At 43.5% G+C, this 23,550-nt stretch carries 17 protein-coding genes; 13 read left to right on the forward strand and 4 right to left on the reverse strand.

Annotated features, from left to right (window positions below; translation table 11 throughout):
• Positions 1-178: 178 nt before the first annotated feature.
• The 7 genes from BSHG_RS12770 to BSHG_RS12740 all read left to right on the forward strand — a co-directional run bounded on the left by BSHG_RS12770 (position 179) and on the right by BSHG_RS12740 (position 8,273).
• The gene (locus tag BSHG_RS12770) at positions 179-2,398 is read left to right on the forward strand and encodes a DUF5686 family protein (RefSeq protein WP_008658844.1); all 2,220 of its coding nucleotides are present in this window, start codon (positions 179-181) and stop codon (positions 2,396-2,398) included.
• A 206-nt stretch (positions 2,399-2,604) separates the two neighbouring features.
• Positions 2,605-3,717 (forward strand): reverse transcriptase family protein, encoded by a 1,113-nt coding sequence (locus tag BSHG_RS12765; protein ID WP_008658846.1) that lies wholly within the window; start codon positions 2,605-2,607, stop codon positions 3,715-3,717.
• A 141-nt stretch (positions 3,718-3,858) separates the two neighbouring features.
• On the forward strand, positions 3,859-5,652 hold the full coding sequence (rpsA, locus tag BSHG_RS12760) for a 30S ribosomal protein S1 (RefSeq protein ID WP_005775782.1): 1,794 nt from the start codon (positions 3,859-3,861) through the stop codon (positions 5,650-5,652).
• A gap of 149 nt (positions 5,653-5,801) precedes the next feature.
• Entirely contained in the window at positions 5,802-6,716 is a 915-nt protein-coding gene (locus BSHG_RS12755; RefSeq protein WP_005801215.1) for a ribonuclease Z, read from the forward strand.
• A gap of 72 nt (positions 6,717-6,788) precedes the next feature.
• Positions 6,789-7,340 carry an RNA polymerase sigma factor gene (locus tag BSHG_RS12750; protein WP_005785402.1) on the forward strand — a complete coding sequence of 184 codons (552 nt, stop codon included), beginning with the start codon at positions 6,789-6,791 and terminating at the stop codon, positions 7,338-7,340.
• A gap of 17 nt (positions 7,341-7,357) precedes the next feature.
• Positions 7,358-7,771, forward strand: a complete 414-nt coding sequence (locus BSHG_RS12745; RefSeq protein ID WP_005785404.1) for a hypothetical protein — start codon at positions 7,358-7,360, stop codon at positions 7,769-7,771.
• 28 nt (positions 7,772-7,799) lie between these two features.
• Positions 7,800-8,273 (forward strand): hypothetical protein, encoded by a 474-nt coding sequence (locus BSHG_RS12740; RefSeq protein WP_005801211.1) that lies wholly within the window; start codon positions 7,800-7,802, stop codon positions 8,271-8,273.
• Between the two features lie 101 nt (positions 8,274-8,374).
• On the opposite strand, the gene mazG is transcribed toward BSHG_RS12740, so the two are convergent.
• Both mazG and BSHG_RS12730 read right to left on the reverse strand, forming a co-directional pair.
• On the reverse strand, positions 8,375-9,160 hold the full coding sequence (mazG, locus tag BSHG_RS12735; protein ID WP_005785408.1) for a nucleoside triphosphate pyrophosphohydrolase: 786 nt from the start codon (positions 9,158-9,160) through the stop codon (positions 8,375-8,377).
• A gap of 5 nt (positions 9,161-9,165) precedes the next feature.
• Entirely contained in the window at positions 9,166-10,227 is a 1,062-nt protein-coding gene (locus tag BSHG_RS12730; RefSeq protein ID WP_008658851.1) for a DUF3810 domain-containing protein, read from the reverse strand.
• Positions 10,228-10,343: 116 nt separating this feature from the next.
• On the opposite strand from BSHG_RS12730, the gene BSHG_RS12725 reads away from it, so the two are divergent.
• Complete coding sequence (locus BSHG_RS12725; RefSeq protein ID WP_008658853.1) at positions 10,344-12,974, forward strand: valine--tRNA ligase; 2,631 nt, start codon at positions 10,344-10,346, stop codon at positions 12,972-12,974.
• Positions 12,975-13,092: 118 nt separating this feature from the next.
• The gene (locus tag BSHG_RS12720) at positions 13,093-14,994 is read left to right on the forward strand and encodes an ATP-binding protein (protein ID WP_008658855.1); all 1,902 of its coding nucleotides are present in this window, start codon (positions 13,093-13,095) and stop codon (positions 14,992-14,994) included.
• Here BSHG_RS12720 and BSHG_RS12715 read toward each other — a convergent pair.
• Positions 14,960-15,388 (reverse strand): HU family DNA-binding protein, encoded by a 429-nt coding sequence (locus tag BSHG_RS12715; RefSeq protein ID WP_005795912.1) that lies wholly within the window; start codon positions 15,386-15,388, stop codon positions 14,960-14,962. The genes BSHG_RS12720 and BSHG_RS12715 overlap by 35 nt on opposite strands.
• A 209-nt stretch (positions 15,389-15,597) precedes the next feature.
• Entirely contained in the window at positions 15,598-16,179 is a 582-nt protein-coding gene (locus BSHG_RS12710; protein ID WP_008768015.1) for an RNA polymerase sigma-70 factor, read from the reverse strand.
• Between the two features lie 104 nt (positions 16,180-16,283).
• Between BSHG_RS12710 and BSHG_RS12705 the strand changes: the two genes are divergently transcribed.
• From BSHG_RS12705 to BSHG_RS12690, 4 genes are all read left to right on the forward strand, one after another.
• Entirely contained in the window at positions 16,284-17,309 is a 1,026-nt protein-coding gene (locus BSHG_RS12705) for a FecR family protein (protein WP_005785419.1), read from the forward strand.
• Positions 17,310-17,566: 257 nt separating this feature from the next.
• Positions 17,567-20,869, forward strand: a complete 3,303-nt coding sequence (locus tag BSHG_RS12700; protein ID WP_008658858.1) for a SusC/RagA family TonB-linked outer membrane protein — start codon at positions 17,567-17,569, stop codon at positions 20,867-20,869.
• Between the two features lie 13 nt (positions 20,870-20,882).
• Complete coding sequence (locus BSHG_RS12695) at positions 20,883-22,403, forward strand: SusD/RagB family nutrient-binding outer membrane lipoprotein (RefSeq protein ID WP_005785422.1); 1,521 nt, start codon at positions 20,883-20,885, stop codon at positions 22,401-22,403.
• A gap of 78 nt (positions 22,404-22,481) precedes the next feature.
• Complete coding sequence (locus tag BSHG_RS12690) at positions 22,482-23,510, forward strand: endonuclease/exonuclease/phosphatase family protein (RefSeq protein ID WP_005785424.1); 1,029 nt, start codon at positions 22,482-22,484, stop codon at positions 23,508-23,510.
• The last annotated feature ends 40 nt before the right edge of the window (positions 23,511-23,550 follow it).

Genomic DNA, 23,550 nt, shown 5'->3' on the forward strand with positions numbered 1-23,550 from the left:
ATTTTTATAGGGGTATTTTGCAAAATAAATATGTTTTTTCTTTGTACACCCCTATTTGTTTGTGGGCGAAAGAACTTTTTTGTATACTTTACCTATCCGGAGATTACTATAAAATATGAATTTATTAGTCGCATAATCGGATTTTTTTTATATTTGCCTTCAATAAGGAGATTAGTATTTGAGGTGCAATATATTAATATGGTGTTTTTGGTTATTCTCGCTCTGTTTTGTTCAAAAGGGAGTGGCTAACGTTGTTCTTGATCCTCAGACCAATCGTCCCATCTCTGCCGATTCTATTTTGAATAATGTGATGACTTTCGCTCCTTTTTACGAAAAGTTAGTGACCGACTATCGGGCCGATCTATATATAAAAGGTACGATGGACATCAAACGAAAGAATTTTATTCTCCGGTATGTACCTTCCATGTTCCGTCTTCAAAAAGGTGTACGGCAGTATATGGTGGAGACGTATAGTGATCTGCATTTTACAGCTCCTAATATCTATGACCAAAAGGTGAAAGCTTCTATGGGCACTGTGCATAATAGCCGGGGAGTACCGGGGATGCTCGAGTATTTCAATATCAATCTTTATTCTTCAACGCTGCTTTACGACCGATTGCTTTCGCCTTTGGCCAAAAACGGGCGGAAATATTATAAGTACCTGATCGATTCCATAATGGGTGGGACGGACAACCGACAATATAAGATACGGTTTATCCCCAGAAGTAAGAGTGATCAGTTGGTGGGTGGATATATGATTGTGAGTAGTGACGTGTGGAGTGTCCGCGAAATACGTTTTTCCGGCAGGTCGGAACTGCTATTGTTCAGTTGCCTGATAAAAATGGGTCGTGTAGGAAAGGATGATGAGTTTCTTCCGGTCAGCTATAATGTCGAAGGACAGTTTAATTTTTTGGGTAACCGTATTAATGGAGTTTATGTGGCATCGCTCAACTATCACGATATTGTGCTTGAAGAAAATCAGAATAAATGGAAAGAGAAGGTGAGGGCGAGAATAAAAGGAAAAAGTAAATATGATCTTTCAGACTCTTATAACTTGCAATGCGAGACTACCTCTTTCCATACGGATAGTGCTTATTTTGAAACATTGAGGCCTATTCCTTTGTCGGAGGCTGAGCGCAGACTATACAAAGAAGATGCGTTGCGTAAAGATACCATTCAACGCAACATCAAACCAAAGAGTAAGAGTCAGGTGTTTTGGGGACAGGTGGGAGACGTACTGATCAGTGACTATAAATTGAACCTCTCCAATCTGGGAAGCGTGAAGTGCTCACCACTTATCAACCCTTTCTTGTTGAGTTATAGCGGGAGCAATGGGCTTTCCTACAGGCAATCGTTTAAATATAACCGACTTTTTAAGCATGATAGGCTATTGCGTGTGGTACCTAAGTTGGGCTACAACTTTACACGAAAAGAATTCTATTGGTCTGTCAATACCGAATTTAATTACCTGCCCGAGAAGATGGGAGCTGTTCACATTGACTTTGGTAACGGCAACCGGATTTACAGTAGCGATGTGCTTGATGATTTGAAAGCCATACCCGACAGTGTATTTGATTTTAATCAGATTCATTTGGACTACTTTTACGATTTATATTTTAACTTCCGACACAGTATCGAGATTATTAATGGATTAGAGTTAAGTGTAGGCTTATCTACCCATAGGCGAAAGGCGGTAAAGTCCTCTAAGTTGGTTCCACTGACAAAGAGTCGGGAGACACTCAATGAAGATATCCAGAACAAAATCAGGAATACCTATTTGAGTTTTGCCCCTCGGGTTCGGTTGGAGTGGACCCCTTGTTTATACTATTACATGAACGGACACCGTAAGATTAATCTCCGTTCTAAGTATCCCACTTTTTCGATAGACTGGGAGAGGGGAATCAAGGGGGTATTTGGCAGTACCGGACAATATGAACGTTTGGAGTTTGATTTGCAGCATCATATACCCTTGGGACTGATGCGTAATATCTATTATCGTTTTGGATTTGGTATGTTTACCAATCAGAAAGAAATGTATTTTGTCGACTTTAATAACTTTACCCGAAGTAATCTTCCTGAAGGTTGGAATGACGAAATCGGAGGAGTATTTCAGCTTCTCGACCGTCGTTGGTATAATGCTTCACGGAAATATATACGGGGACATTTTACTTATGAAGCTCCTTTCCTATTATTAAAACATCTGATTAAATACACACGTTATGTACAGAACGAGCGGTTGTATGCGAGTATATTGTCAGTACCCCATCTTCAGCCGTATGTGGAATTGGGATATGGAATCGGTACTCACATCTTTGATTTTGGCGTTTTTGTAGGTAGTGAGAACTGGAAGTATACCGAGGTCGGCTGCAAGTTTACGTTCGAGCTGTTTAACCGCTAACTTTATTCTTACTATTTTTGTTAGCAGAGAAGAATATTTCTACCTTTGCGGTCAAGAGGATGAGATAAAGATTTAGCAAAAAAGAGGTGCAGTCGCCTCATGAACTCAGGTTCTTTCTGGTTTCTTTATTAAGATACTCATAATAAAGAAAAGTAAATACTCTCATCCTCTTCTTTTATTGCTTCTATATATTATAATGTATAAGGATGGAACTACTTTTGGGTATTGTGATTGTCGTTACCTGTTGGATGGTTGTTCGTATTATTCGTTCAAGCAAAAATCAGGAAGGATATAAAAGGTGGAGGGCCGGTAACTATGCCAGTGAAAATCCTTATGCCAAAGAAAAAGCAAGTGGTCCGCTTTCCCAAGGTCTTTTTAGTAAGAGAGTCAGAACTACCGGTGTGAGGCGGTTCGATGACGGAGCTATCAGGTGGTGTGCCAATCTGCTGGCAACCGAAGAATCCAGATTGAGGGAAGTGTTGGATTATATACCGCGCCAATATACCTGTTTTCATGTTCGGAAAAGAAGTGGCGGATTTCGTTATATTTCGGCTCCCGCAGGTGATTTTCGTTCCATGCAACAAACTATCTATCACCGTATTTTATTGTTAGCTAACATACATCCCGCTGTTACCGGATTTTGTCCGGGAAAGTCCGTATCCGATAATGCACGGGTGCATCTGGGGCGAAAGAATGTATTAAAAGTAGATCTTCACGACTTTTTTCCTTCCATACGTTCACCCAGGGTGAGAGCAGCTTTTAGGGAGATGGGGTACTCACGTTCCATCGCGAAAGTTTTGGCGGAACTTTGTTGTCTCAGATGTTTTCTTCCGCAGGGAGCGCCTACCAGTCCGGCTCTCAGTAATATTATAGCCTATCCGATGGATAAAAAAATGATGGCGTTGGCCGGTGAATACGGGTTGGTTTATACGAGATATGCCGATGATCTTACCTTTTCGGGTGATTATTTGCCGAAAGATGAAGTTTTGGTACGAATCCACAGGATTATTCGGGAAGAAGGTTTCACGATGAATGTCAAAAAGACCCGCTTCTTGTCTGAACATAAACGTAAGATTATTACGGGAGTATCGGTTAGCTCAGGCAAGAAGATGACTCTGCCTAAAGTGAAGAAGCGGGAGATTCGTAAGAATGTGCACTACGTCCTGACAAAAGGGTTGGTCGGACATCAGGAACATATTGGTTCTACCGATCCCGTTTACTTGAAGCGTTTACTGGGCAGTTTGTGTTACTGGCGTTCCATAGAACCGGACAACCGATATGTATCCGATTCCATCACAGCTTTGAAGAGATTAATGTGAGGTATGTCGATTGTAGTTCCTTTTGATATTTTTTTTGCTATTCTTTTCTAATTCAAGAAAATAGTTCTATCTTTGCGCCCGATTTATATAATCAATATAATGTCTTATTTAATTAAAGAATTACTAAACAATTAATTATTAATGGAAAACTTAAAGAACGTTGCTCCTATTGAAGACTTCAACTGGGATGCGTATGAAAACGGCGAGAGCTTCGCTGGTGCCAGCCACGAAGAACTCGAAAAAGCTTACGACGGTACGCTTAACAAAGTAAATGACCGTGAGGTTGTTGACGGAACTGTAATCGCAATGAACAAACGTGAAGTTGTTGTGAACATCGGTTACAAATCAGACGGTATCATTCCTTTGAATGAATTCCGCTACAATCCTGATTTGAAAGTAGGTGATACTGTTGAAGTATACATCGAAAATCAGGAAGACAAAAAAGGACAGTTGGTTCTGTCACACAGAAAAGCTCGCGCTACTCGCTCTTGGGATCGCGTTAATGCTGCTCTGGAAAACGAAGAAATTATCAAGGGTTACATCAAGTGTCGCACTAAGGGTGGTATGATCGTTGACGTATTCGGTATCGAAGCATTCTTGCCGGGTTCTCAGATCGACGTGAAACCGATCCGTGACTATGATGTATTCGTTGGCAAAACAATGGAATTCAAAGTGGTTAAAATCAACCAGGAATTCAAAAACGTGGTTGTTTCTCACAAAGCTCTTATCGAAGCTGAACTGGAACAACAGAAGAAAGAAATTATCGGTAAGCTCGAAAAAGGACAAGTTCTTGAAGGAACCGTTAAGAATATCACATCTTATGGTGTATTCATCGACCTGGGTGGCGTAGACGGATTGATCCACATCACTGACCTGTCTTGGGGCCGCGTAAGCGATCCGAAAGAAGTGGTTGAACTGGATCAGAAGTTGAACGTTGTTATCCTCGACTTCGATGACGAGAAGAAACGTATCGCTTTGGGTCTGAAACAACTGACTCCGCACCCATGGGATGCTTTGGATCCGAACCTTCAGGTAGGTGACAAAGTGAAAGGTAAAGTAGTGGTTATGGCTGACTACGGTGCATTCATCGAAATCGCTCCGGGTGTTGAAGGTCTGATCCACGTTTCAGAAATGTCATGGTCACAGCATTTGCGTTCTGCACAAGACTTCATGAAAGTCGGTGACGAAGTAGAAGCTGTAGTTCTGACTTTGGATCGCGAAGAACGTAAGATGTCTTTGGGTATCAAACAACTGAAACAAGATCCATGGGAAACTATCGAAGAGAAGTATCCTGTAGGTTCTAAGCATACTGCTAAGGTTCGTAATTTCACTAACTTCGGTGTATTCGTAGAAATCGAAGAAGGTGTTGACGGACTGATCCACATCTCTGACCTTTCTTGGACTAAGAAGGTTAAACACCCGTCAGAATTTACTCAGATTGGTGCTGATATCGAAGTTCAGGTATTGGAAATCGACAAAGAAAACCGTCGTTTGAGCCTTGGTCACAAACAACTTGAAGAAAATCCTTGGGATGTATTCGAAACAGTATTTACTGTAGGTTCCGTACACGAAGGTACAATTATCGAAATGCTGGATAAAGGCGCTGTAGTTGCTCTTCCTTACGGTGTTGAAGGTTTCGCTACTCCGAAACATCTCGTTAAAGAAGACGGTTCACAGGCTCAGATGGACGAGAAACTGGAATTCAAAGTGATCGAGTTCAATAAAGATGCTAAGAGAATCATCTTGTCTCACAGCCGCATTTTCGAAGATGTTGCTAAGGCAGAAGAAAGAGCTGAAAAGAAGGCTGCTTCTAACGCAAAGAAATCTTCTAAGAGAGAAGAAACTCCTGCTATCCAGAACCAGGCTGCTTCTACAACTCTGGGTGATATCGATGCTTTGGCTGCTCTGAAAGAACAGTTGGAAGGTAAGAAGTAATTCATATTTTCTCAGATAAACTGAAGGGTATTCCTGCAAAGGAGTACCCTTTCTTTTTTGTATCTTGGCAGAACCCTTCATTATTTTTTTATTCGGTGAGACTTTGCACTGAATTTTAATTGTCTATCTTTGCAGATACAGTTTGAAAGATGGAAAAATTTGAATTACATATATTGGGTTGCGGGTCCGCATTGCCTACTACCCGGCATTTTGCTACTTCACAGGTAGTTAATTTGCGTGATAAACTTTTTATGATCGATTGCGGAGAAGGAGCACAAATGCAATTGCGTAAATCACGGTTGAAATTCTCACGGTTGAATCATATCTTTATCTCGCATCTGCATGGTGACCATTGCTTCGGATTGATGGGACTTATTTCCACTTTCGGGTTACTGGGACGTACGGCTGAATTACACATTCATTCTCCAAAAGGATTGGAAGAGTTGTTGACTCCCATGCTCAATTTCTTTTGCCATACATTGGCCTATAAAGTCATTTTTCATGAATTCGATACCAGACAGACTTCAGTGGTTTACGAAGATCGTTCGATGACGGTCACTACTATTCCGCTTCAGCACCGTATTCCTTGTTGTGGCTTTCTGTTTGCCGAAAAAGCACGCCCTAATCATATTATACGTGATATGGTCGATTTTTATAAGGTGCCTGTTTACGAACTAAACCGGATAAAGAATGGATCTGATTACGTGACTCCCGAGGGAGAAGTGATTGCCAATACACGTTTGACCCGGCCTTCGGATCCTCCCAGAAAGTATGCCTATTGTTCCGATACGATTTTTAGGCCGGAAATAGTGGAACAACTTTCCGGTGTCGACTTACTTTTTCATGAAGCGACCTTTGCCGAATCAGAGTTGGCACGTGCCAAAGAAACCTATCATACTACAGCTGCTCAGGCGGCACGGATAGCTTTGGAGGCCGGGGTACGCCAGTTGGTAATCGGTCACTTTTCTGCCCGTTACGAAGACGAGAGTATTTTGCTGAAAGAAGCTTCGGCGGTATTCCCGAATACGATTCTGGCAAAAGAAAATTTGTGTATAAGTCTTTAATTCCGGGGAAGTGATTAAACTATTGCTGAATAGAATTGTCTAAAATAACATATACGAATTACAAACGAACCTATGAACCCTTATAATGAACGAGAGGTTTTGGCGCTCCTTCAGGATGAGAGAACACAGAAGCAGGGATTTGAAAGGATTGTCTCACAATATAGCGAACAGTTATACTGGCAAATCCGGCGGATGGTGCTTTCACACGATGATGCCAATGATCTTCTTCAAAACACTTTCATTAAGGCGTGGATAAACATTGATTATTTCCGGGCTGAGGCAAAGCTATCTACCTGGCTTTACCGTATTGCCCTGAACGAATGTATCACTTTCCTGAATAAACAGCGGGCTATGAATACGGTCGCCATTGACGATCCGGAGGCCGATGTCACCCAGAAACTGGAGAGTGATCCTTACTTTTCGGGAGATCGTGCAGAACTTTTGCTTCAGAAAGCACTGCTGACCCTTCCTGAGAAGCAGCGGATGGTGTTTAACCTGAAATACTATCAGGAGATGAAGTATGAAGAGATGTCGGAGATATTCGGCACTTCAGTCGGAGCTTTGAAAGCTTCTTACCATCATGCCGTGAAAAAAATCGAGAAGTTTTTGGAAGAGGCCAATTAAACCTTTTAATATGTACAATGTCTAAGAAGAAGAGAGGAGAAGAACGTATGAAAGAAGAAGATAACATATTGAAGAAAGTGGGGAAGAAGAATTCCTTTAAAGTGCCTGAAGGGTACTTTGAAAACTTGACTTCAGAGGTCATGGGGAAACTGCCGGAAAAAGAAGGTCCTGCCTTTGAAGAAGTGAAGCAACCCACGATGTGGATCAGGATGAAGCCCTTGCTCTATATGGCGGCTATGTTTATAGGGGCTGCATTGATCATCCGTGTAGCTTCTTCGAACCACCAACCGACAACTGCCGGTGATCATCTCACTGCAAATGAAGCAGCGACAGAAGTGGTTTCGGATGAATATATTGATGTAGCATTAGATCGCTCGATGTTGGACGATTACTCATTGTACGTCTACCTTAGTGATGCGACAGCCGAATAAGTAAACTAAACTGATTTAATAAAGCGAAATGAAGAAACTGATTATTCTATTGATTATAGTTTGTGGCTTTACCCCTGCGCTGCGTGCTGTGGGAAGTCCTAATCAACATTTGTCACCCAAAGAATTCAGGGCCAAACAACAAGCATTTATAACAGAAAAAGCTGGCCTGACTCAAGAAGAGGCTGCGAAGTTTTTTCCGGTTTATTTTGAACTGCAGGATCGGAAAAAGCAATTGAATGACGAAGCATGGAAATTGCTTCGTAGCGGTAAAGATGAAAAGACTACCGACACTCAATACGGAGAAATCCTGGAAGGAGTTTATGATGCCCGCATCGCTTCGGACCGGCTGGATAAGACTTATTTTGAGAAGTTTAAGAAAATCCTTTCGTGCAAGAAAATTTATCTGGTGCAAAGAGCCGAGATGCGTTTCCACCGCGAACTGCTGAAAGGGGTACGTGATAATAAAGGTGGAAACGAACGTCCACAGGGAAAGAGGAAATAGCTTATCCTTTTAGCAAATCATTATATAGATGAGGGTGTATCAAGACTCTGTGGTGAGTGGTGACATACCCTCATCTTTTTTTGAATCCGGGGGGTGTCGGACTATAATCCTTTCTTTTTAGCTTCGTTCCAGATGGCATCCATTTCATCCAGGCTCATATCTTTTAGATTTTTACCTTCTTTAATGGTATGATCTTCCAGATAGTTAAATCGTCGGATGAATTTTTGGTTGGTACGTTCCAATGCATTGTCTGGGTTGATTTTATAAAGTCGGGCAGCATTGATGAGGCTGAACATGACATCTCCGAATTCTGCTTCTGCCTTATCCTTATCCATATTGGCTACTTCCACCTGAAATTCGGCTATTTCTTCTTTTACTTTATCCCAAACCTGCTCTCTTTCTTCCCAATCGAATCCTACGTTGCGTGCTTTGTCCTGTATTCTGTAAGCTTTTATAAGTGAGGGTAAAGCAGCAGGTACACCGCTTAACACACTTTTATTGCCGTCTTTCTCCTTCAGTTTCAATTGTTCCCAGTTTTCGGATACTTGTCCGGCTGTTTCTGCTTTTACTTCCCCGAATACATGGGGATGACGGAATATCAATTTCTCACAAAGTTTGTCGCATACATCTTTCATGTCGAAATCACCGGTTTCGGAACCGATTTTAGCATAAAAAGCTACGTGCAGCAGGACGTCTCCCAGTTCTTTGCAGATATCTTTTTTGTCGTTCCGCATTAATGCGTCGCAAAGTTCGTAAGTTTCTTCAATAGTGTTGGGGCGCAGGCTTTCGTTAGTCTGCTTGCGGTCCCATGGACATTTTACCCGAAGTTCGTCGAGGATGTCCAGAAAGCGTCCGAACGCTTCCATTTGTTCTTCTCTTGTATGCATGTTTATTATTTATTTGATTCTTTTTTCCATTCATTATATGAAATCAGCAGACCGATCACTTCCGAATAGTTCTTACGTCCACTTTCTATTTTGTTCCCTTTCAGATACAAATCATATATCCAGTCCTGAATATCACCTATAAGCGGATTATACTTTGCCATCCAGTATTCCTGGTCTTTTCTGGCCAGCTCAATGATTTCCGGACGTATACTGCCGAATAACTTTTTATATTCCTCTTCTGTCATCAATTGGCGGGCATTGGCAAGTACATGGCCTAAAATAGAAAAATAACCGCTGAAACGGATTTCTTTATTTACGGAGCGGGTGCAGACCTGATATGCATAAAAGTTTGCTTCCGCTTCGCTGGTGATACCTAGCAAATGTGCCAGCTCATGAGTATAGGTTGCCGGATATTGTGGGGGAAGCAGGTCTCCGTTCAGTGTGAACTCACAGAAGAAAGGTCCCATGCTACCCGTCACGCCCACCATCGAAATCAATGGAGTGAACATCATGGTTTTTACCCGAGGACGGGAGTGTGGGGGACGGTGTATACCTAGTGTATCACTGATCAGGTTATATTGTCGGACTGCCTCTTTGCGGATTACTTCTTTATCGATCCGATTGACCGGCACATACGATTTGTTCAGTTTTGAGATATAGTTGTCTACAAATTCATTGAAAATCTCAGGAGTGTAGGCAGTATATGGAATTCCGGTTCGTTCATAAAAATTCTTTTGTGAATAGTTGAGTCCCCATGCCAGATAGAACCAAACATAGATCCATAGCAAATATTCCACATCCCTTCTCAGTATTTTTTTCCAGCTTAATTTCAGTCGGATTCGTGCATAAAACGGATAGGCGATCATTCCTCCAATGCTCAGTGCTATAAATAAGTCACCCAATGCAAAGGGGATAATGTTCGAAAAACCGGACAAGATATATGAAATGACCGGATAGGCCGTACGGGCATACCCTTCGCCCAATGCCGGGAGCATCTGAGTGAGCCAGACAAGGGCTATTAAAGTCCCTAAAACAGAGTACCGTATGATTCGTTTCCTGTTTTTCATTGCTTCTTCTTCCTTTCGGGGAACAAAAGTACATATTCCTGCCCCTATATTCTACTTATTTTTATTAATTTTGCGCCAATCTTTCGCAATAAACTAATAAAATAGATAGATATAACATGGAATTAGCAAGTAAGTACAACCCTGCTGACGTGGAGGGGAAGTGGTATCAGTATTGGCTGGACCATAAATTATTCAGTTCGAAACCCGATGGACGTGAACCTTACACCATCGTCATTCCGCCCCCTAACGTCACCGGTGTGTTGCACATGGGACATATGCTTAATAATACCATTCAGGATATTCTTGTTCGTCGTGCACGTATGGAAGGTAAGAATGCTTGCTGGGTGCCGGGAACCGACCATGCCTCTATTGCTACCGAAGCCAAGGTAGTGAATAAGTTGGCCGCACAGGGTATTAAGAAAACCGATCTGAGCCGTGACGAGTTTCTGAAGCATGCCTGGGCATGGACAGACGAACACGGTGGTATCATCCTGAAGCAGCTTCGTAAGTTAGGTGCATCGTGTGACTGGGACCGTACGGCTTTTACTATGGATGAAAAGCGCAGTGAAAGTGTGCTGAAGGTATTTGTCGATCTCTATAATAAGGGACTTATCTACCGGGGAGTACGTATGGTTAACTGGGACCCGAAAGCACTGACAGCCCTGTCGGACGAGGAGGTGATTTATAAAGAAGAACATGGAAAGCTGTTTTACCTGAGATACAAGATTGAAGGAGAAGACGGATATGCAGTGGTTGCCACTACCCGTCCGGAAACGATTATGGGTGACACGGCCATGTGTATCAACCCGAACGATCCGAAGAATCAGCATCTCAAAGGAAAGAAAGTAATAGTTCCCTTGGTAGGCCGTGTGATTCCTGTTATCGAAGATGACTATGTGGATATCGAATTTGGTACCGGTTGCCTGAAAGTGACTCCGGCACATGACGTAAACGACTATATGCTGGGCGAAAAATATAATTTGCCGAGTATCGATATATTCAATGATAACGGTACGATCAGCAAAGCTGCCGGAATGTATATCGGTATGGATCGCTTTGACGTCCGTAAGCAGATTGAGAAGGATCTTGAAGCAGCCGGACTGCTGGAGAAGACAGAGGCTTACACCAACAAAGTGGGATATTCAGAGCGTACCAACGTGGTCATCGAACCGAAGTTGTCTATGCAATGGTTCCTCAAGATGGAACATCTGGCCCAGATCGCTCTTGAACCGGTGATGAAGGATGATATTAAATTCTATCCTGCCAAGTATAAGAATACCTACCGTCATTGGATGGAGAATATCAAGGATTGGTGTATCAGCCGTCAATTGTGGTGGGGACACCGCATCCCGGCATATTTCCTGCCCGAAGGCGGATATGTGGTAGCTGTGACGGATGAGGAAGCCTTGAAGCTGGCTCGGGAAAAGACTGGCAATCCTAACTTGAAGATGACCGATCTTCGTCAGGATGAAGACTGCCTGGACACTTGGTTCTCTTCCTGGTTATGGCCTATCTCTCTGTTTGACGGCATCAATAATCCGGGTAATGAAGAAATCAATTATTACTATCCGACAAGCGATCTGGTGACCGGACCGGATATCATCTTCTTCTGGGTAGCCCGTATGATTATGGCCGGTTACGAATATGAAGGAAAAATGCCGTTCAAGAATGTATATTTCACGGGTATCGTTCGCGATAAACTGGGACGTAAAATGTCTAAGTCACTCGGTAACTCGCCCGATCCGTTGGAATTGATTGAAAAGTACGGAGCAGATGGTGTACGTATGGGCATGATGCTCTCGGCTCCTGCCGGAAATGACATTCTCTTTGATGACGCGCTTTGCGAGCAGGGACGAAATTTCTGCAATAAGATATGGAATGCTTTCCGATTGGTGAAAGGTTGGGAGAACGGAATGGGAACAATCGATATTCCGGCAGATGCTCACCTGGCTGTACAGTGGTTTGACCAGAGACTGGATGCCGCTGCTGTCGAAGTTGCCGATTTGTTTAGCAAATATCGTCTGAGCGAAGCATTGATGTTGATTTATAAACTCTTCTGGGACGAATTCTCTTCATGGTTGCTCGAGATTGTGAAGCCGGCTTACGGACAGCCCGTTAACGGATTCATTTACTCGATGACGTTAAGTGCTTTCGAACGTCTGCTGGCTATGCTCCATCCTTTCATGCCGTTTATTACGGAAGAGTTGTGGCAGCAGTTGCGCGAGCGTGAACCGGGTGCAAGCCTGATGGTACAGCCTTTGGGAGAACCGGGAGAGGTAAACGAAGAATTTCTCCAGCAGTTCGAAACAGCCAAAGAAATCATCAGCAGTGTACGTACCATTCGTTTGCAGAAGAATATCGCATTGAAAGAACCGCTTGAATTGCAGGTAGTCGGAGCCAATCCGGTAGAAAAGATGAATCCTGTCATTCGTAAAATGTGTAATCTGTCTGCCATCGAGGTAGTGGACGCAAAGGCCGACGGAGCTTCTTCGTTCATGATAGGAACCACTGAATTTGCGGTGCCCTTGGGCAATATGATCGATGTCGATGCCGAGATAGCACGCATGGAAGCCGAGCTGAAACACAAAGAAGGTTTCTTGCAGGGAGTTTTAAAGAAATTGAGCAATGAAAAGTTTGTAAATAACGCTCCGGCAGCCGTTATCGAGATGGAGCGCAAGAAACAGGCGGATGCCGAAAGCATCATCCAGTCGCTCAAGGAAAGTATTGCTTCCCTGAAAAATGTATAAGATCCACTTCTTACGAAGATAAAAACAGAAAGGTACTCTAAAAATAACAGAGTACCTTTTTTCGTATACGGAGAAATAGTCATACCTTTGTTTCCGCTCAAAAGAAACGAACATACAAATGAAACAGACACCATTCAGATGCCTTTGCCTCCTTCTTATATTGTTGGGAGCTGTTCATTCCCGGCTATCTGCCCATGCAGATAAAACAAGGGAAGACGTATTGTTTCTAAATTCTATCAATTTCAACCTTCCATGGGCAAAGGATGTGTTCTGGTATACGCACCAAGCCCTGCAAAAGAAGAATATCTCCGTAAAGGCCGAGTCCCTTTCGGTGCCCGCTTTGTGTAACCGTAAAGAAGCAGCAGCCGTAGTAGAGCAGTTACGGCGGAAATACGATGTGCCTCCCCGACTGATCGTCTTTATCGGCGATCCGGGATGGATTGTTTGCCGTGAACTTTTTGATGATGTCTGGAAAGATGTACCGGTCATCATTACCAACACCCGCGACCGTCTGCCGGCTACACTCGACATCTTACTTTCACACGAAGAGCTGACCGAATCGAATACTGTCCCCGCTTATGAATGGCGGAAAGGATATAACGTGACTACTCTGGGGCAAGTATATTATGTGAAAGAAACCATCGGACTGATGCGGCAGCTGATGCCGGATATGAAGCGTCTGGCTTTCATCTCAGACGACAGATACATCAGTGAGGCAGTTCGCGGAGATGTAGAGCAGGCAATGACCGGATCTTTTCCGGAGTTGGCCTTTGAACAGCTGTCCACCAGGAATATTTCTACCGAGATGTTACTCGATACCTTGAAGAGTTATGATAAAACCACGGGACTCATTTATTATTCCTGGTTCGAGACTCATAACCAGGATGATAACAATTATCTGTTCGATCATATTCAGGAGATTATTACTCGCTTCGTACATTCCCCTCTGTTTTTGTTGGCTCCCGAGGATCTGTCCAACAATACTTTCGCCGGAGGATATTATGTTTCAGTGGAGTCCTTCGGCGATTCATTGTTACAGCTGATTCATCGTGTCCTGGAAGGTGAGTTTCCGCGAGACATTCCTCCCGCTCTCGGAGGAAAACCTGCTGCTTACCTCTGTTATCCGGCTTTGCAGTCGTATGACATACCGGTTTCCCTTTATCCGAAAGAGGCTGTGTACATCAATCTGCCTGTCAGCTTCTTCGAGCAGTATAAGAAGGAGATTCTGATGACTGTTGTCTTGCTGCTGGTGGTGGTCAGTGCCGTAGGCTATTATATTCATATTCTTAAAAGAGCCCATCAGCGAATGAAAGAAGCGCAGCTGAAAGCCGAGGAAGCCAATCAGCTTAAATCGGCCTTTCTGGCTAATATGAGTCATGAGATACGTACTCCTCTCAATGCCATTGTCGGTTTCTCGAATCTGCTTTCTATGGTAGAAGATAAAGAAGAAATGCTGGAGTATGCCGGTATTATCGAAACCAATACCGAACTTTTGCTTCAACTGATTAACGATATTCTGGATATGTCGAAGATAGAATCCGGAATGTATGACTTTCATGTGACTCAGGTGGATGCCAATCAGTTGATGTCGGAAGTCGAACAGGTAGCCCGTTTGCGTATCAGGACAGACGAAGTCTCCCTCTCGTTTGCCGAACGTTTACCCCAATGTGTTTTCCATACTGATAAGAACCGCTTGATACAGGTTCTTACCAATTTGGTTGTCAATGCCATAAAGTTCACTTCGCAGGGAGAGATTCAGATCGGGTATCGGTTGCAAGATGCCCATACGTTATACTTCTATGTATCCGATACCGGTTGTGGTATGTCCGTCGAGCAATGCGAACATGTTTTTGAGCGCTTTGTCAAATACAACACTTTTATACAAGGCACCGGATTGGGACTGTCTATCTGCAAAATGATTATTGAGAAGTTGGGGGGCGAGATCGGGGTTCAGTCCGAGTCCGGAAAAGGTTCTGTCTTTTGGTTCACTCTTCCTTACCGGGCTTCGGCCTCTTTGTAAATCGCAGTTGCATGCTTTCGAATTCGCAATGTTTCACGTCGTAGGTGAACGCAGTATCGGCCCGGAAGCAAATGCGTGTCAATCTGACTTTGTTGGGCGTACATTCTTCGGGAGTTTCGCAGCCCTCGCTGCTTAAGGCCGGGTAGAAAGTTCCCAATCCGCGGATAGTGACGGTTCTTCCTTCTTTCATATGTCGTGCGATGGCTTTCGGGAGTTGTTCGAGTACAGACAGTACGTCGCCTGCCGAGAGTGAACTGTTGTCGTGCAGGTCCTCCGCTAATTGTTTTTCACTGACTCCTTTGTTCTGAATGGCACTGGGCACGGCATAGTAGAGCTCTTTAACTTCATTACCGCTCTGATCTTTTTTCTTCCTGACTACATAGTTTATAGGCATATACTTTTATCTTTAAGGTTAGTTATCGTTTTCTCTGTACTCTCTGTACGGGAAGCATAGACTTTAGGAGTGCTGACATGGGGGTGTCGCAGTGTGTGACACCCCCATGTCAGACTATTCGACACCCGGGTGTCAGATATCGTATGCTACTGCCAAATGTACGTAAAGATAAGGAGATCTGCAACGAAACTAAGAACTGTTTCGTCCTTTCAATGCAGGAGGAAAGGAAGTAATAAGGGGAGATACTCCTTCAGGTCGATGCGCAACTGTTTTAAGGCCTGTTGAATCCGGTAATCGATTGTTTTGGGAGACACTCCCAGTCGTTCGGCTATTTCATTGTATGTCAGATTCTGAAAGCGGTTGAGTTCGAATGCTTCGCGTACATTCTCGGGAAGTCGTGCCAGAGCTTCTTCTATTTTTTCGGTTAACTCCTGTATAGCGTAGAAGTCGGGATCATCATACTGCGATTGGAGATTATCGAATATCATTTTTTCGATCCGTTGTTTCACTTCGTTCCGGTTGATGAGAGTCAGGCAGCGGTTTTTAACAGCCTTGAACAAATAACTTTTTAAGGAACTCTCGAATGCCTGCATTTCTTTATTTTCCCAAAGCCAGACCATGACGTCCGATACGATCTCCTGGCCGTCATCCGGTTCGACAAAGAGCCGGGCATAGGCACAAAGAGCCGGGTAATGCCTGAGAAACAATGCTTCGAATGCGCCTTCGTTTCCCTGCTGAACCTGGAAGAACAGAGTTTCATCGCTTACTGTGCGCGAGGTGTCGTTATACATGTAGACCTTCGTTTTGGGCAAAAATAATATTATTTTCAAAAAAAATACGTTTTTTGGTTAGGAGATTTCTATTTTGGTTCGTCTTATCTATAAAAGCACGAATTATGGATGAATCCTGTTACATTAATGAGTCGGTTCTTTTAAATTATTTTGCGGGGGAGCTCCCAGCCGATCGCCGGAAAGAGGTGGAGGAATGGATAGCGGCTTCGGAAGATAACGAGAAGATGGCACGAGATATTTTCCGGCTCTACCGCGCGGCAGACACACTGGACTATATGAATCGGGTGGATGCTTCCGCAGCCTTACAGCAGGTGAAGGGCAGAATACACAAACATCGACATAGAATCTCCTGGATGGTTTGGGGGCAGCGTATTGCTGCTTGTATGGCGTTACCGCTGCTTGCCACCACCCTTTATTTAATTCTGAAAAATCCGCCGCAAGAATATGTGGAGATACGGACCAATCCCGGTATGGTGGCTGAGGCAAATTTACCGGACGGTACCAAAGTCTGGCTTAACTCCGGATCTTCACTGAAACATCCTGTTAAGTTTACAGGGGATACGCGTACGGTGGAACTTGACGGGGAGGCTTACTTCTCTGTCCGTAAAGACAGGAGTAAACGGTTTGTGGTCAATACTCCTTTCAATATACAGACCGAAGTATTGGGTACGGAGTTCAATATGGAAGCATACCGGACGGATAGTGTAGTCAGGACAACGTTGGTATCGGGATCGGTCAGGTTGTCATTTTTGGGGAAAGGCGATACAAAAGAAACATTCGTCATGAAGCCCGATGAAGAATTTGTATATAATACGGCGACACACGAGGCACGGGCCGAAAAATCGTATGTGGAGATCTATACAGCCTGGAAGAACGGTCAGGTAGTGCTTAAAAACACATCATTGGCCGAAACGCTGAAGATACTCAGCAAGAGGTTTAATGTAGAGTTTATCGTGAAAGATTCCACACTATATGCCAATTCTTTCACCGGTGTGTTCAGCAGGCAGTATTTGCCGTTGATCCTTGAACACTTCAGATATGCATCCGGAATACAGTATAAATACCTTGATCTGGAGTATGATGCCACACACAAGGCAATACAGGAAAAAACAAAGATAGAATTATATTAACCGTTTGAGTATGAAACTTTAAAATCATTTTTATTACTACTATGACAGCACGCTCTCCCTAAAACAAAAAAACATACAGGAAGATATTGGCGTATCTACCTGTATGAAAGTCCACCGTCAGTTTGTTTGGCGACAAACTGTGCGGCAAATAGAATTTTTTAAATCAAAATCACTACAAATCTATGACAATTTACTTAAACTTCCAATTTTTCGGGAGGCAGAATACATTTTCGCTCTTGAAAAAAATACCTTTGTGTATGAAACTATCAGCAATAATGTTGTTTGTCTTTGCCAGCATGGCATTTGCGGCTAAAGGTTATAGCCAGTCAGTACGTGTGACTTTAAATGTCAACAACAGTAGTCTTCAGAAAGTGCTGGATGAAATAGAAAAGCAGTCGGAGTTTCACTTCTTCTATAACAACAAGCAAGTGGATATCTCCCGGAATGTGACAATCAAAAGTAACCAGAAAGAGATCAGTCAGGTTCTGAACCAATTGTTTGCCGGAACGAATATCGGGTATAAGATATTGGAGAACAGCATAATCCTGTCTCCAAAACAGATTTTGGAAACAACCGCTGCACAACAGCAGACCACTAAAAAGATAAAGGGGCTGGTGACTGATGAAACCGGGTCGCCCGTTATCGGAGCCAATATTAAGGAGAAAGAAACCGGAAACGGAACGATTACCGACATCAACGGTAATTTCAGCCTTTCTGTAGGAACTAAGAGTACGATTATCATTTCATATATCGGATATATCACTAAAGAAGTTCCGGTAGGTAATAATACCTCACTTACTGTTCAGTTGGCCGAAAATACGAAACAACTCGACGAAGTTGTGGTGACGGCCTTGGGTATCAAGCGCGAGGAAAAAGCTCTGGGCTATGCCGTGCAAAAGGTAGACGGTGACAAACTGGCTGCTGTCAAGACCGTAAATGTAGCTACATCGCTGACCGGTAAGATTGCCGGATTGAATGTAAAAAACAGTACGGAGTTCAATACTTCACCTTCACTTTCGTTGCGTGCATCTGCTCCTTTGCTGGTTATCGACGGAGTGCCTTATGGTAACGTAGGATTAAATGATATAGCTGCTGATGATATCGAGTCGGTCGATGTCTTGAAAGGAGCTACGGCTTCGGCCCTATATGGTGCACGTGGAGGAGCCGGTGCGGTGATGATTACTACCAAAAAAGGAAAAGAAGAGGGACTGAATGTGACTGTGAATAGCAGTACGATGTTTGCGGCCGGATATCTGAGAAAGCCGGAAGTGCAAACGTCATACAGTTCCGGATCACAGGGTACCTATTCTACCGGAGGATATGTATGGGGAGATAAGCTGGACATCGGGCGTACGGCATTGCAGTATGATCCGTATACGCACGAATGGGTAGACATGCCTTTGGTATCGAAAGGCAAAAACAATCTGAAGAACTTCCAGGAGTTGAGTATGGTGACAAACAACAACGTAAGTGTCTCTCAGAAAGGTAAATATGGAAGTGTACGCACTTCATTGACCCATGTGTATAATAAAGGACAGTATCCGAACCAGAAACTGAATAAGATCACTTATTCGGTGTCGGGTGATATGAAGTGGAAGAAATTCTCTTTTGACGGAGGATTGACTTATAATAAGCGCTTTTATCCCAATGACATGGGAGCCGGATACGGTGGTAGCGGATTCCTTTATAACCTGTTGGTGTGGTCGGGTGCCGAATATGATATACGCGACTATAAGAACTACTGGATCAAGCAGGACGAACAGCAGAACTGGATGGATACCAAGTGGTATGACAACCCTTATTTCATAGCAAATGAAATTGTCCGTTCGAGTGATTACGATTTGATTAACGGATATCTTTCTGCCAACTATGATTTTACTCCCTGGTTGAACCTGTCGCTGCGTTCGGGTCTGGATTCATACTCGCAGAAGAAAGAGTGGCGGAATGCCGTCAGTGCCGTAGGTGGCTGGCATAAACAAGGTTATTACGGGCTGCAACGTTTAGGAGGATACAGCTTAAACAATGACCTGATCTTGTCTGCCGATCACAAATTCGGTGATTTTAATGTCGATGGTTTTATTGGTGGAAACGTTTATTATTGGAAGAGTGACAATATCCTGGGCGAAACGCAGAATGGGTTGAAAATTCCGGGGTATTATTCATTGAAGTCATCGATTGATCCGGTGAAGACAACCAGCGGTATTACCAAAAAACTGGTGACCAGTGTATATGCCAAAGCCTCTGTTTCCTGGAAAAGTACACTGTTTCTGGATGTGACAGGACGTAATGACTGGTCTTCTTCATTGCCGTCGGAGACACGTTCTTATTTCTATCCTTCTGTAGCTGGTAGTGTGGTTCTTTCACAGTTCATCCCAATGCCCGAAGTGATTGACTTCTGGAAAGTGAGGGGGGCATGGACGCAGACCAAGAGTGACTTGGGAGTATACGATACCAACAATACTTACAGTGTTTCTACCGATTTGTGGAACGGTGAGAGCGCCGCATATTATCCGACATCTATCCGTGGTGTAGCGGTGAAACCCTCGGCCACGCGTTCTTATGAAATCGGTACGGCAATTCACATGTTTAAGAATCGCCTGAAACTGGATTTTACATATTATAATAAACTCTATTACAACTTGACCCGCAGTGCAGGTATCAGTAACTCTTCCGGATTTACGTCTACATTGATCAATATCGATGAAGAATATGTGGGACGGGGAGTAGAGTTGACTTTATCGGGCGATATTATCAGGACGAGAGACCTGAAATGGGAGTCGTCCTTCAACTGGTCGCGTGACCGTTGGTATTATACCAAAATAGACCCGGTGTATTCTACACAAAAACCTTGGGTAGCCGTCGGGAAACGTTGGGACTGGTACGGTATTTACGATTGGGAGCGTGATTCACAGGGAAATTTAGTTAATTATAATGGTTATCCCAAACAGAGCGACTACCAGTCGGTTATCGGCTATGAATATCCCGATTGGATATGGGGCTGGACCAATACGGTAACCTATAAGAACTTTACTCTTTCTTTTACACTTGACGGACGAGTAGGAGGTATGGCACATTCGAAGACCAATCAGGCCATGTGGAATTCGGGAGCACATATCGACTCGGACAACCAGTGGCGGTATGACGAGGTAGTGAACAAGAAGACCAACTTTGTGGGCAGTGGAGTAAAAGTAGTTTCGGGAAGTGTAGATTATGACTCGAATGGAAAAATCATCCATGACAACCGTGTGTTTGCTCCGAATGATGTACAGGTATCCTACGAATCGTATATGAAGAGTACCAATCCATATATAGGCACCGTCACCCGTCAGAATGTATTTGATGAAACTTTCTTTAAATTGCGTGACCTCTCACTGAGCTATCAAATGCCTAAATCGGTTTGTGACAAGCTTCGTATGAAAGGGCTGACACTGGCTTTTGTCGGACAAAACCTGTTTGTCTGGACCAAAGAGTTCCGTTTTACCGATCCCGACAGTGACTCGGATAACCTGAGCTCTCCTTCCACCCGTTATTTAGGTTTTAATGTAAAATTGGATTTTTAAAAGATAGAATAATATGAAACGAATTAATAAATACATATCGCTGTTGCTGGCAACCGCTTTGTTGGCGTCTTGTGATAAGTTCGATGAAATCAATACAGATCCCGATGCAACCACTAAGGTGACCTCTTCATTGCTGGCAACCGGATTACTGCTGGACATTACCTCTTCCAGTGCCAGTAAATCCTTTATATACGACGAATTGCTTGCCAAGCAGATGGCATGGGGTGAAAGTATGGAAGATTACCAGTATAATGTCTTCGGGCGTTCCGGTTTTGGCGGGTATACTACCCTGATCAATGCCCAGAAGATGGTCGAATCCGTTTCGGACGATAACGTAAATGCATACGACGGACTGGCACATTTCATCAAGGCCTATAAGATATTTTATATGTCGATGGAGATGGGAGATCTTCCTTATGAAGAAGCTTTGCAAGGCGAATTAGGGTTGGTACGTCCTAAGTACAATACCCAGAAGGAAGTGATGAACTTTATTCTGAGCGATCTGGAAACAGCTTATGAACTGTTTTCGACAGCTAAAGATTTTGATGGCGATCCGATCCTGGGAGGAAGTATCAGCAAGTGGAAGAAAGCGACTACGGCTTTTCAACTGAAAGTGCTGATGCACCTCTCGAAGAAAGAGAGCGATGCCGACCTGAAGGTGAAGGAACGTTTTGCACGGATCGTAGCATCGGGCAGCCTGATGGAATCGAATGAAGATAATCTGCAGATGAAATATGCGGATAAAGCGAATACAGTGTATCCTTTCCATAACACGAATACCAAGCATGCGGGTTATGCCATGCTGTCTACCATGCTGATTGATAAATTCAAGGCGACAGGAGATATTCGCATGTTCTATTATGCAAAGCCGGCAAAGGCCAAACTTAATGAAGGGGTGACAGCCGACAGTTGGGATGCTTATATCGGTACAGACCCTTCACTGCCTTTCGAGCAGATAGAAAAAGCTTATGCAACTGAACAATACTCCGGATTTAATGCACGTTATACCGATTATCCTTCCGGAGAACCGGTCGTTCGATTAGGATATGCCGAGCAGAATTTTATTCTGGCCGAAGCAGCCGTGCGGGGATGGATTTCGGGAGATGCGTCTGCTTACTATAAAAAGGCGATCAGAGCCCATATGGAGTTTATAGCTTCCAATACTCCGGATGAAGAGGTATATCATCATGGACATCCGATTACAGAGGAAGCGATTGCAGCTTTCCTTGAAACACCCGCTATCCAATTGAGTGGTGAGAAAGAAGCGGATATTGAGAAGATATTGACGCAACGTTATCTGGCTTCGTTCATGCAGCATCCATATGATGTTTATTATGATTATCGACGTACAGGTTATCCGGTGTTGCCGATTAATCCTGCAACCAACCGTAATACGATGAATGACAGGTTGCCGATGCGCTGGATGTATCCCAAATCAGAGTCCGATTATAACCTGGAACATCAGAACGAGGCTCTTGAACGTCAGTTCGGAGGAGTGGACGATGTAAATAAACTGATGTGGATTTTGCAATAAAATAAAAATAGGAGAGGTGAGTGCAGAATGGAGAGAAACGCTCCCTGTTCTCACCTCTGTTGATTAGAATATATTGATATGTTAAGATATAGTTTATTAAATATAACTTTATGGCTGTTTGCCGTAATGGCCTATGGCAAAGGGAGCGAACTCAAAGTGCTCCAAATGAATATCTGGCAGGAGGGCACCATGGTGAAAGGGGGCTTTGAAGCCATAGCGGATGAAGTGGCCCGCCTGGAACCGGATATTGTGTTGTTCAGTGAGGTGAGAAATTATCATGGGAAACAATTCATTTCGCGTATATTGCAGGCTTTGGAAGAGCGTGGAAAGAAGTATTATGGTGAAAACAGTAAGTTGGATGTAGGTATTTTATCAAAATATAAAATTGAAGAACAAGCCCCTAATTGCCCTTTGGAAGATGATGCCGGTTCGGTGCTGAAAGCCCGTATTCGTATTAATGGAAGAGATGTGGTTGTTTATTCTGCCCATCTGGATTATACGCATTATGCTTGTTATTTGCCGAGAGGCTATAGCGGGGTTACCTGGAAAAAACTGGATGCTCCGGTGCTGGATGCGGTAGCCATTGAAAAGGCTAATAATGAATCTATGCGTGATGAAGCTATTTGCCATGTCATAGAAGATGCCCGAAAGGAAAAAGGAAATATCATTTTGCTGGGAGGTGATTTCAACGAACCTTCACATCTGGATTGGAAAGAAAATACAAAGAATTTGTGGGATCATAATGGGACGGTAGTTCGGTGGGATTGCTCCGTATTACTTGAAAATGCCGGATTTAAAGATGCTTACCGGACGAAATACCCTAATCCGGTTACACATCCGGGCTTTACATTCCCGTCTGATAATGAAGGAGTGCCGGTGCAGAAACTGTCGTGGGCACCCGATGCTGACGAACGGGATCGTATCGACTTTATTTATTTCATGCCGGACAGGAAATTGAAATTAAAAGATGTATCGGTGGTAGGTCCTTCAAAATCGATCGTCCGTAGTGAACGTGTGGAGGAGAGTGGTAAAGATTCGTTTATAACTCCGCTAGGCGTATGGCCGACAGACCATAAAGCCGTAATGGCTACTTTTTCCCTGAAATAATTCGGAGAATACAGGGGCTGTTGCCGACAAGTATTTATAT

Origin of the sequence: Bacteroides sp. 3_2_5, from assembly GCF_000159855.2 — a bacterium.
GTDB lineage: Bacteria > Bacteroidota > Bacteroidia > Bacteroidales > Bacteroidaceae > Bacteroides > Bacteroides fragilis.

What these genes read in the sequence shown, in the direction of transcription:
- BSHG_RS12765 (WP_008658846.1), top strand. Translation starts at nt 2,605, where the DNA reads ATGGAACTACTTTTGGGTATTGTGATTGTCGTTACCTGTTGGATGGTT.
- rpsA (WP_005775782.1), top strand. Translation starts at nt 3,859, where the DNA reads ATGGAAAACTTAAAGAACGTTGCTCCTATTGAAGACTTCAACTGGGAT.
- BSHG_RS12755 (WP_005801215.1), top strand. Translation starts at nt 5,802, where the DNA reads ATGGAAAAATTTGAATTACATATATTGGGTTGCGGGTCCGCATTGCCT.
- BSHG_RS12750 (WP_005785402.1), top strand. Translation starts at nt 6,789, where the DNA reads ATGAACCCTTATAATGAACGAGAGGTTTTGGCGCTCCTTCAGGATGAG.
- BSHG_RS12745 (WP_005785404.1), top strand. Translation starts at nt 7,358, where the DNA reads ATGTCTAAGAAGAAGAGAGGAGAAGAACGTATGAAAGAAGAAGATAAC.
- BSHG_RS12740 (WP_005801211.1), top strand. Translation starts at nt 7,800, where the DNA reads ATGAAGAAACTGATTATTCTATTGATTATAGTTTGTGGCTTTACCCCT.
- mazG (WP_005785408.1), bottom strand. Translation starts at nt 9,160, where the DNA reads ATGCATACAAGAGAAGAACAAATGGAAGCGTTCGGACGCTTTCTGGAC.
- BSHG_RS12730 (WP_008658851.1), bottom strand. Translation starts at nt 10,227, where the DNA reads ATGAAAAACAGGAAACGAATCATACGGTACTCTGTTTTAGGGACTTTA.
- BSHG_RS12725 (WP_008658853.1), top strand. Translation starts at nt 10,344, where the DNA reads ATGGAATTAGCAAGTAAGTACAACCCTGCTGACGTGGAGGGGAAGTGG.
- BSHG_RS12720 (WP_008658855.1), top strand. Translation starts at nt 13,093, where the DNA reads ATGAAACAGACACCATTCAGATGCCTTTGCCTCCTTCTTATATTGTTG.
- BSHG_RS12715 (WP_005795912.1), bottom strand. Translation starts at nt 15,388, where the DNA reads ATGCCTATAAACTATGTAGTCAGGAAGAAAAAAGATCAGAGCGGTAAT.
- BSHG_RS12710 (WP_008768015.1), bottom strand. Translation starts at nt 16,179, where the DNA reads ATGTATAACGACACCTCGCGCACAGTAAGCGATGAAACTCTGTTCTTC.
- BSHG_RS12705 (WP_005785419.1), top strand. Translation starts at nt 16,284, where the DNA reads ATGGATGAATCCTGTTACATTAATGAGTCGGTTCTTTTAAATTATTTT.
- BSHG_RS12700 (WP_008658858.1), top strand. Translation starts at nt 17,567, where the DNA reads ATGAAACTATCAGCAATAATGTTGTTTGTCTTTGCCAGCATGGCATTT.
- BSHG_RS12695 (WP_005785422.1), top strand. Translation starts at nt 20,883, where the DNA reads ATGAAACGAATTAATAAATACATATCGCTGTTGCTGGCAACCGCTTTG.
- BSHG_RS12690 (WP_005785424.1), top strand. Translation starts at nt 22,482, where the DNA reads ATGTTAAGATATAGTTTATTAAATATAACTTTATGGCTGTTTGCCGTA.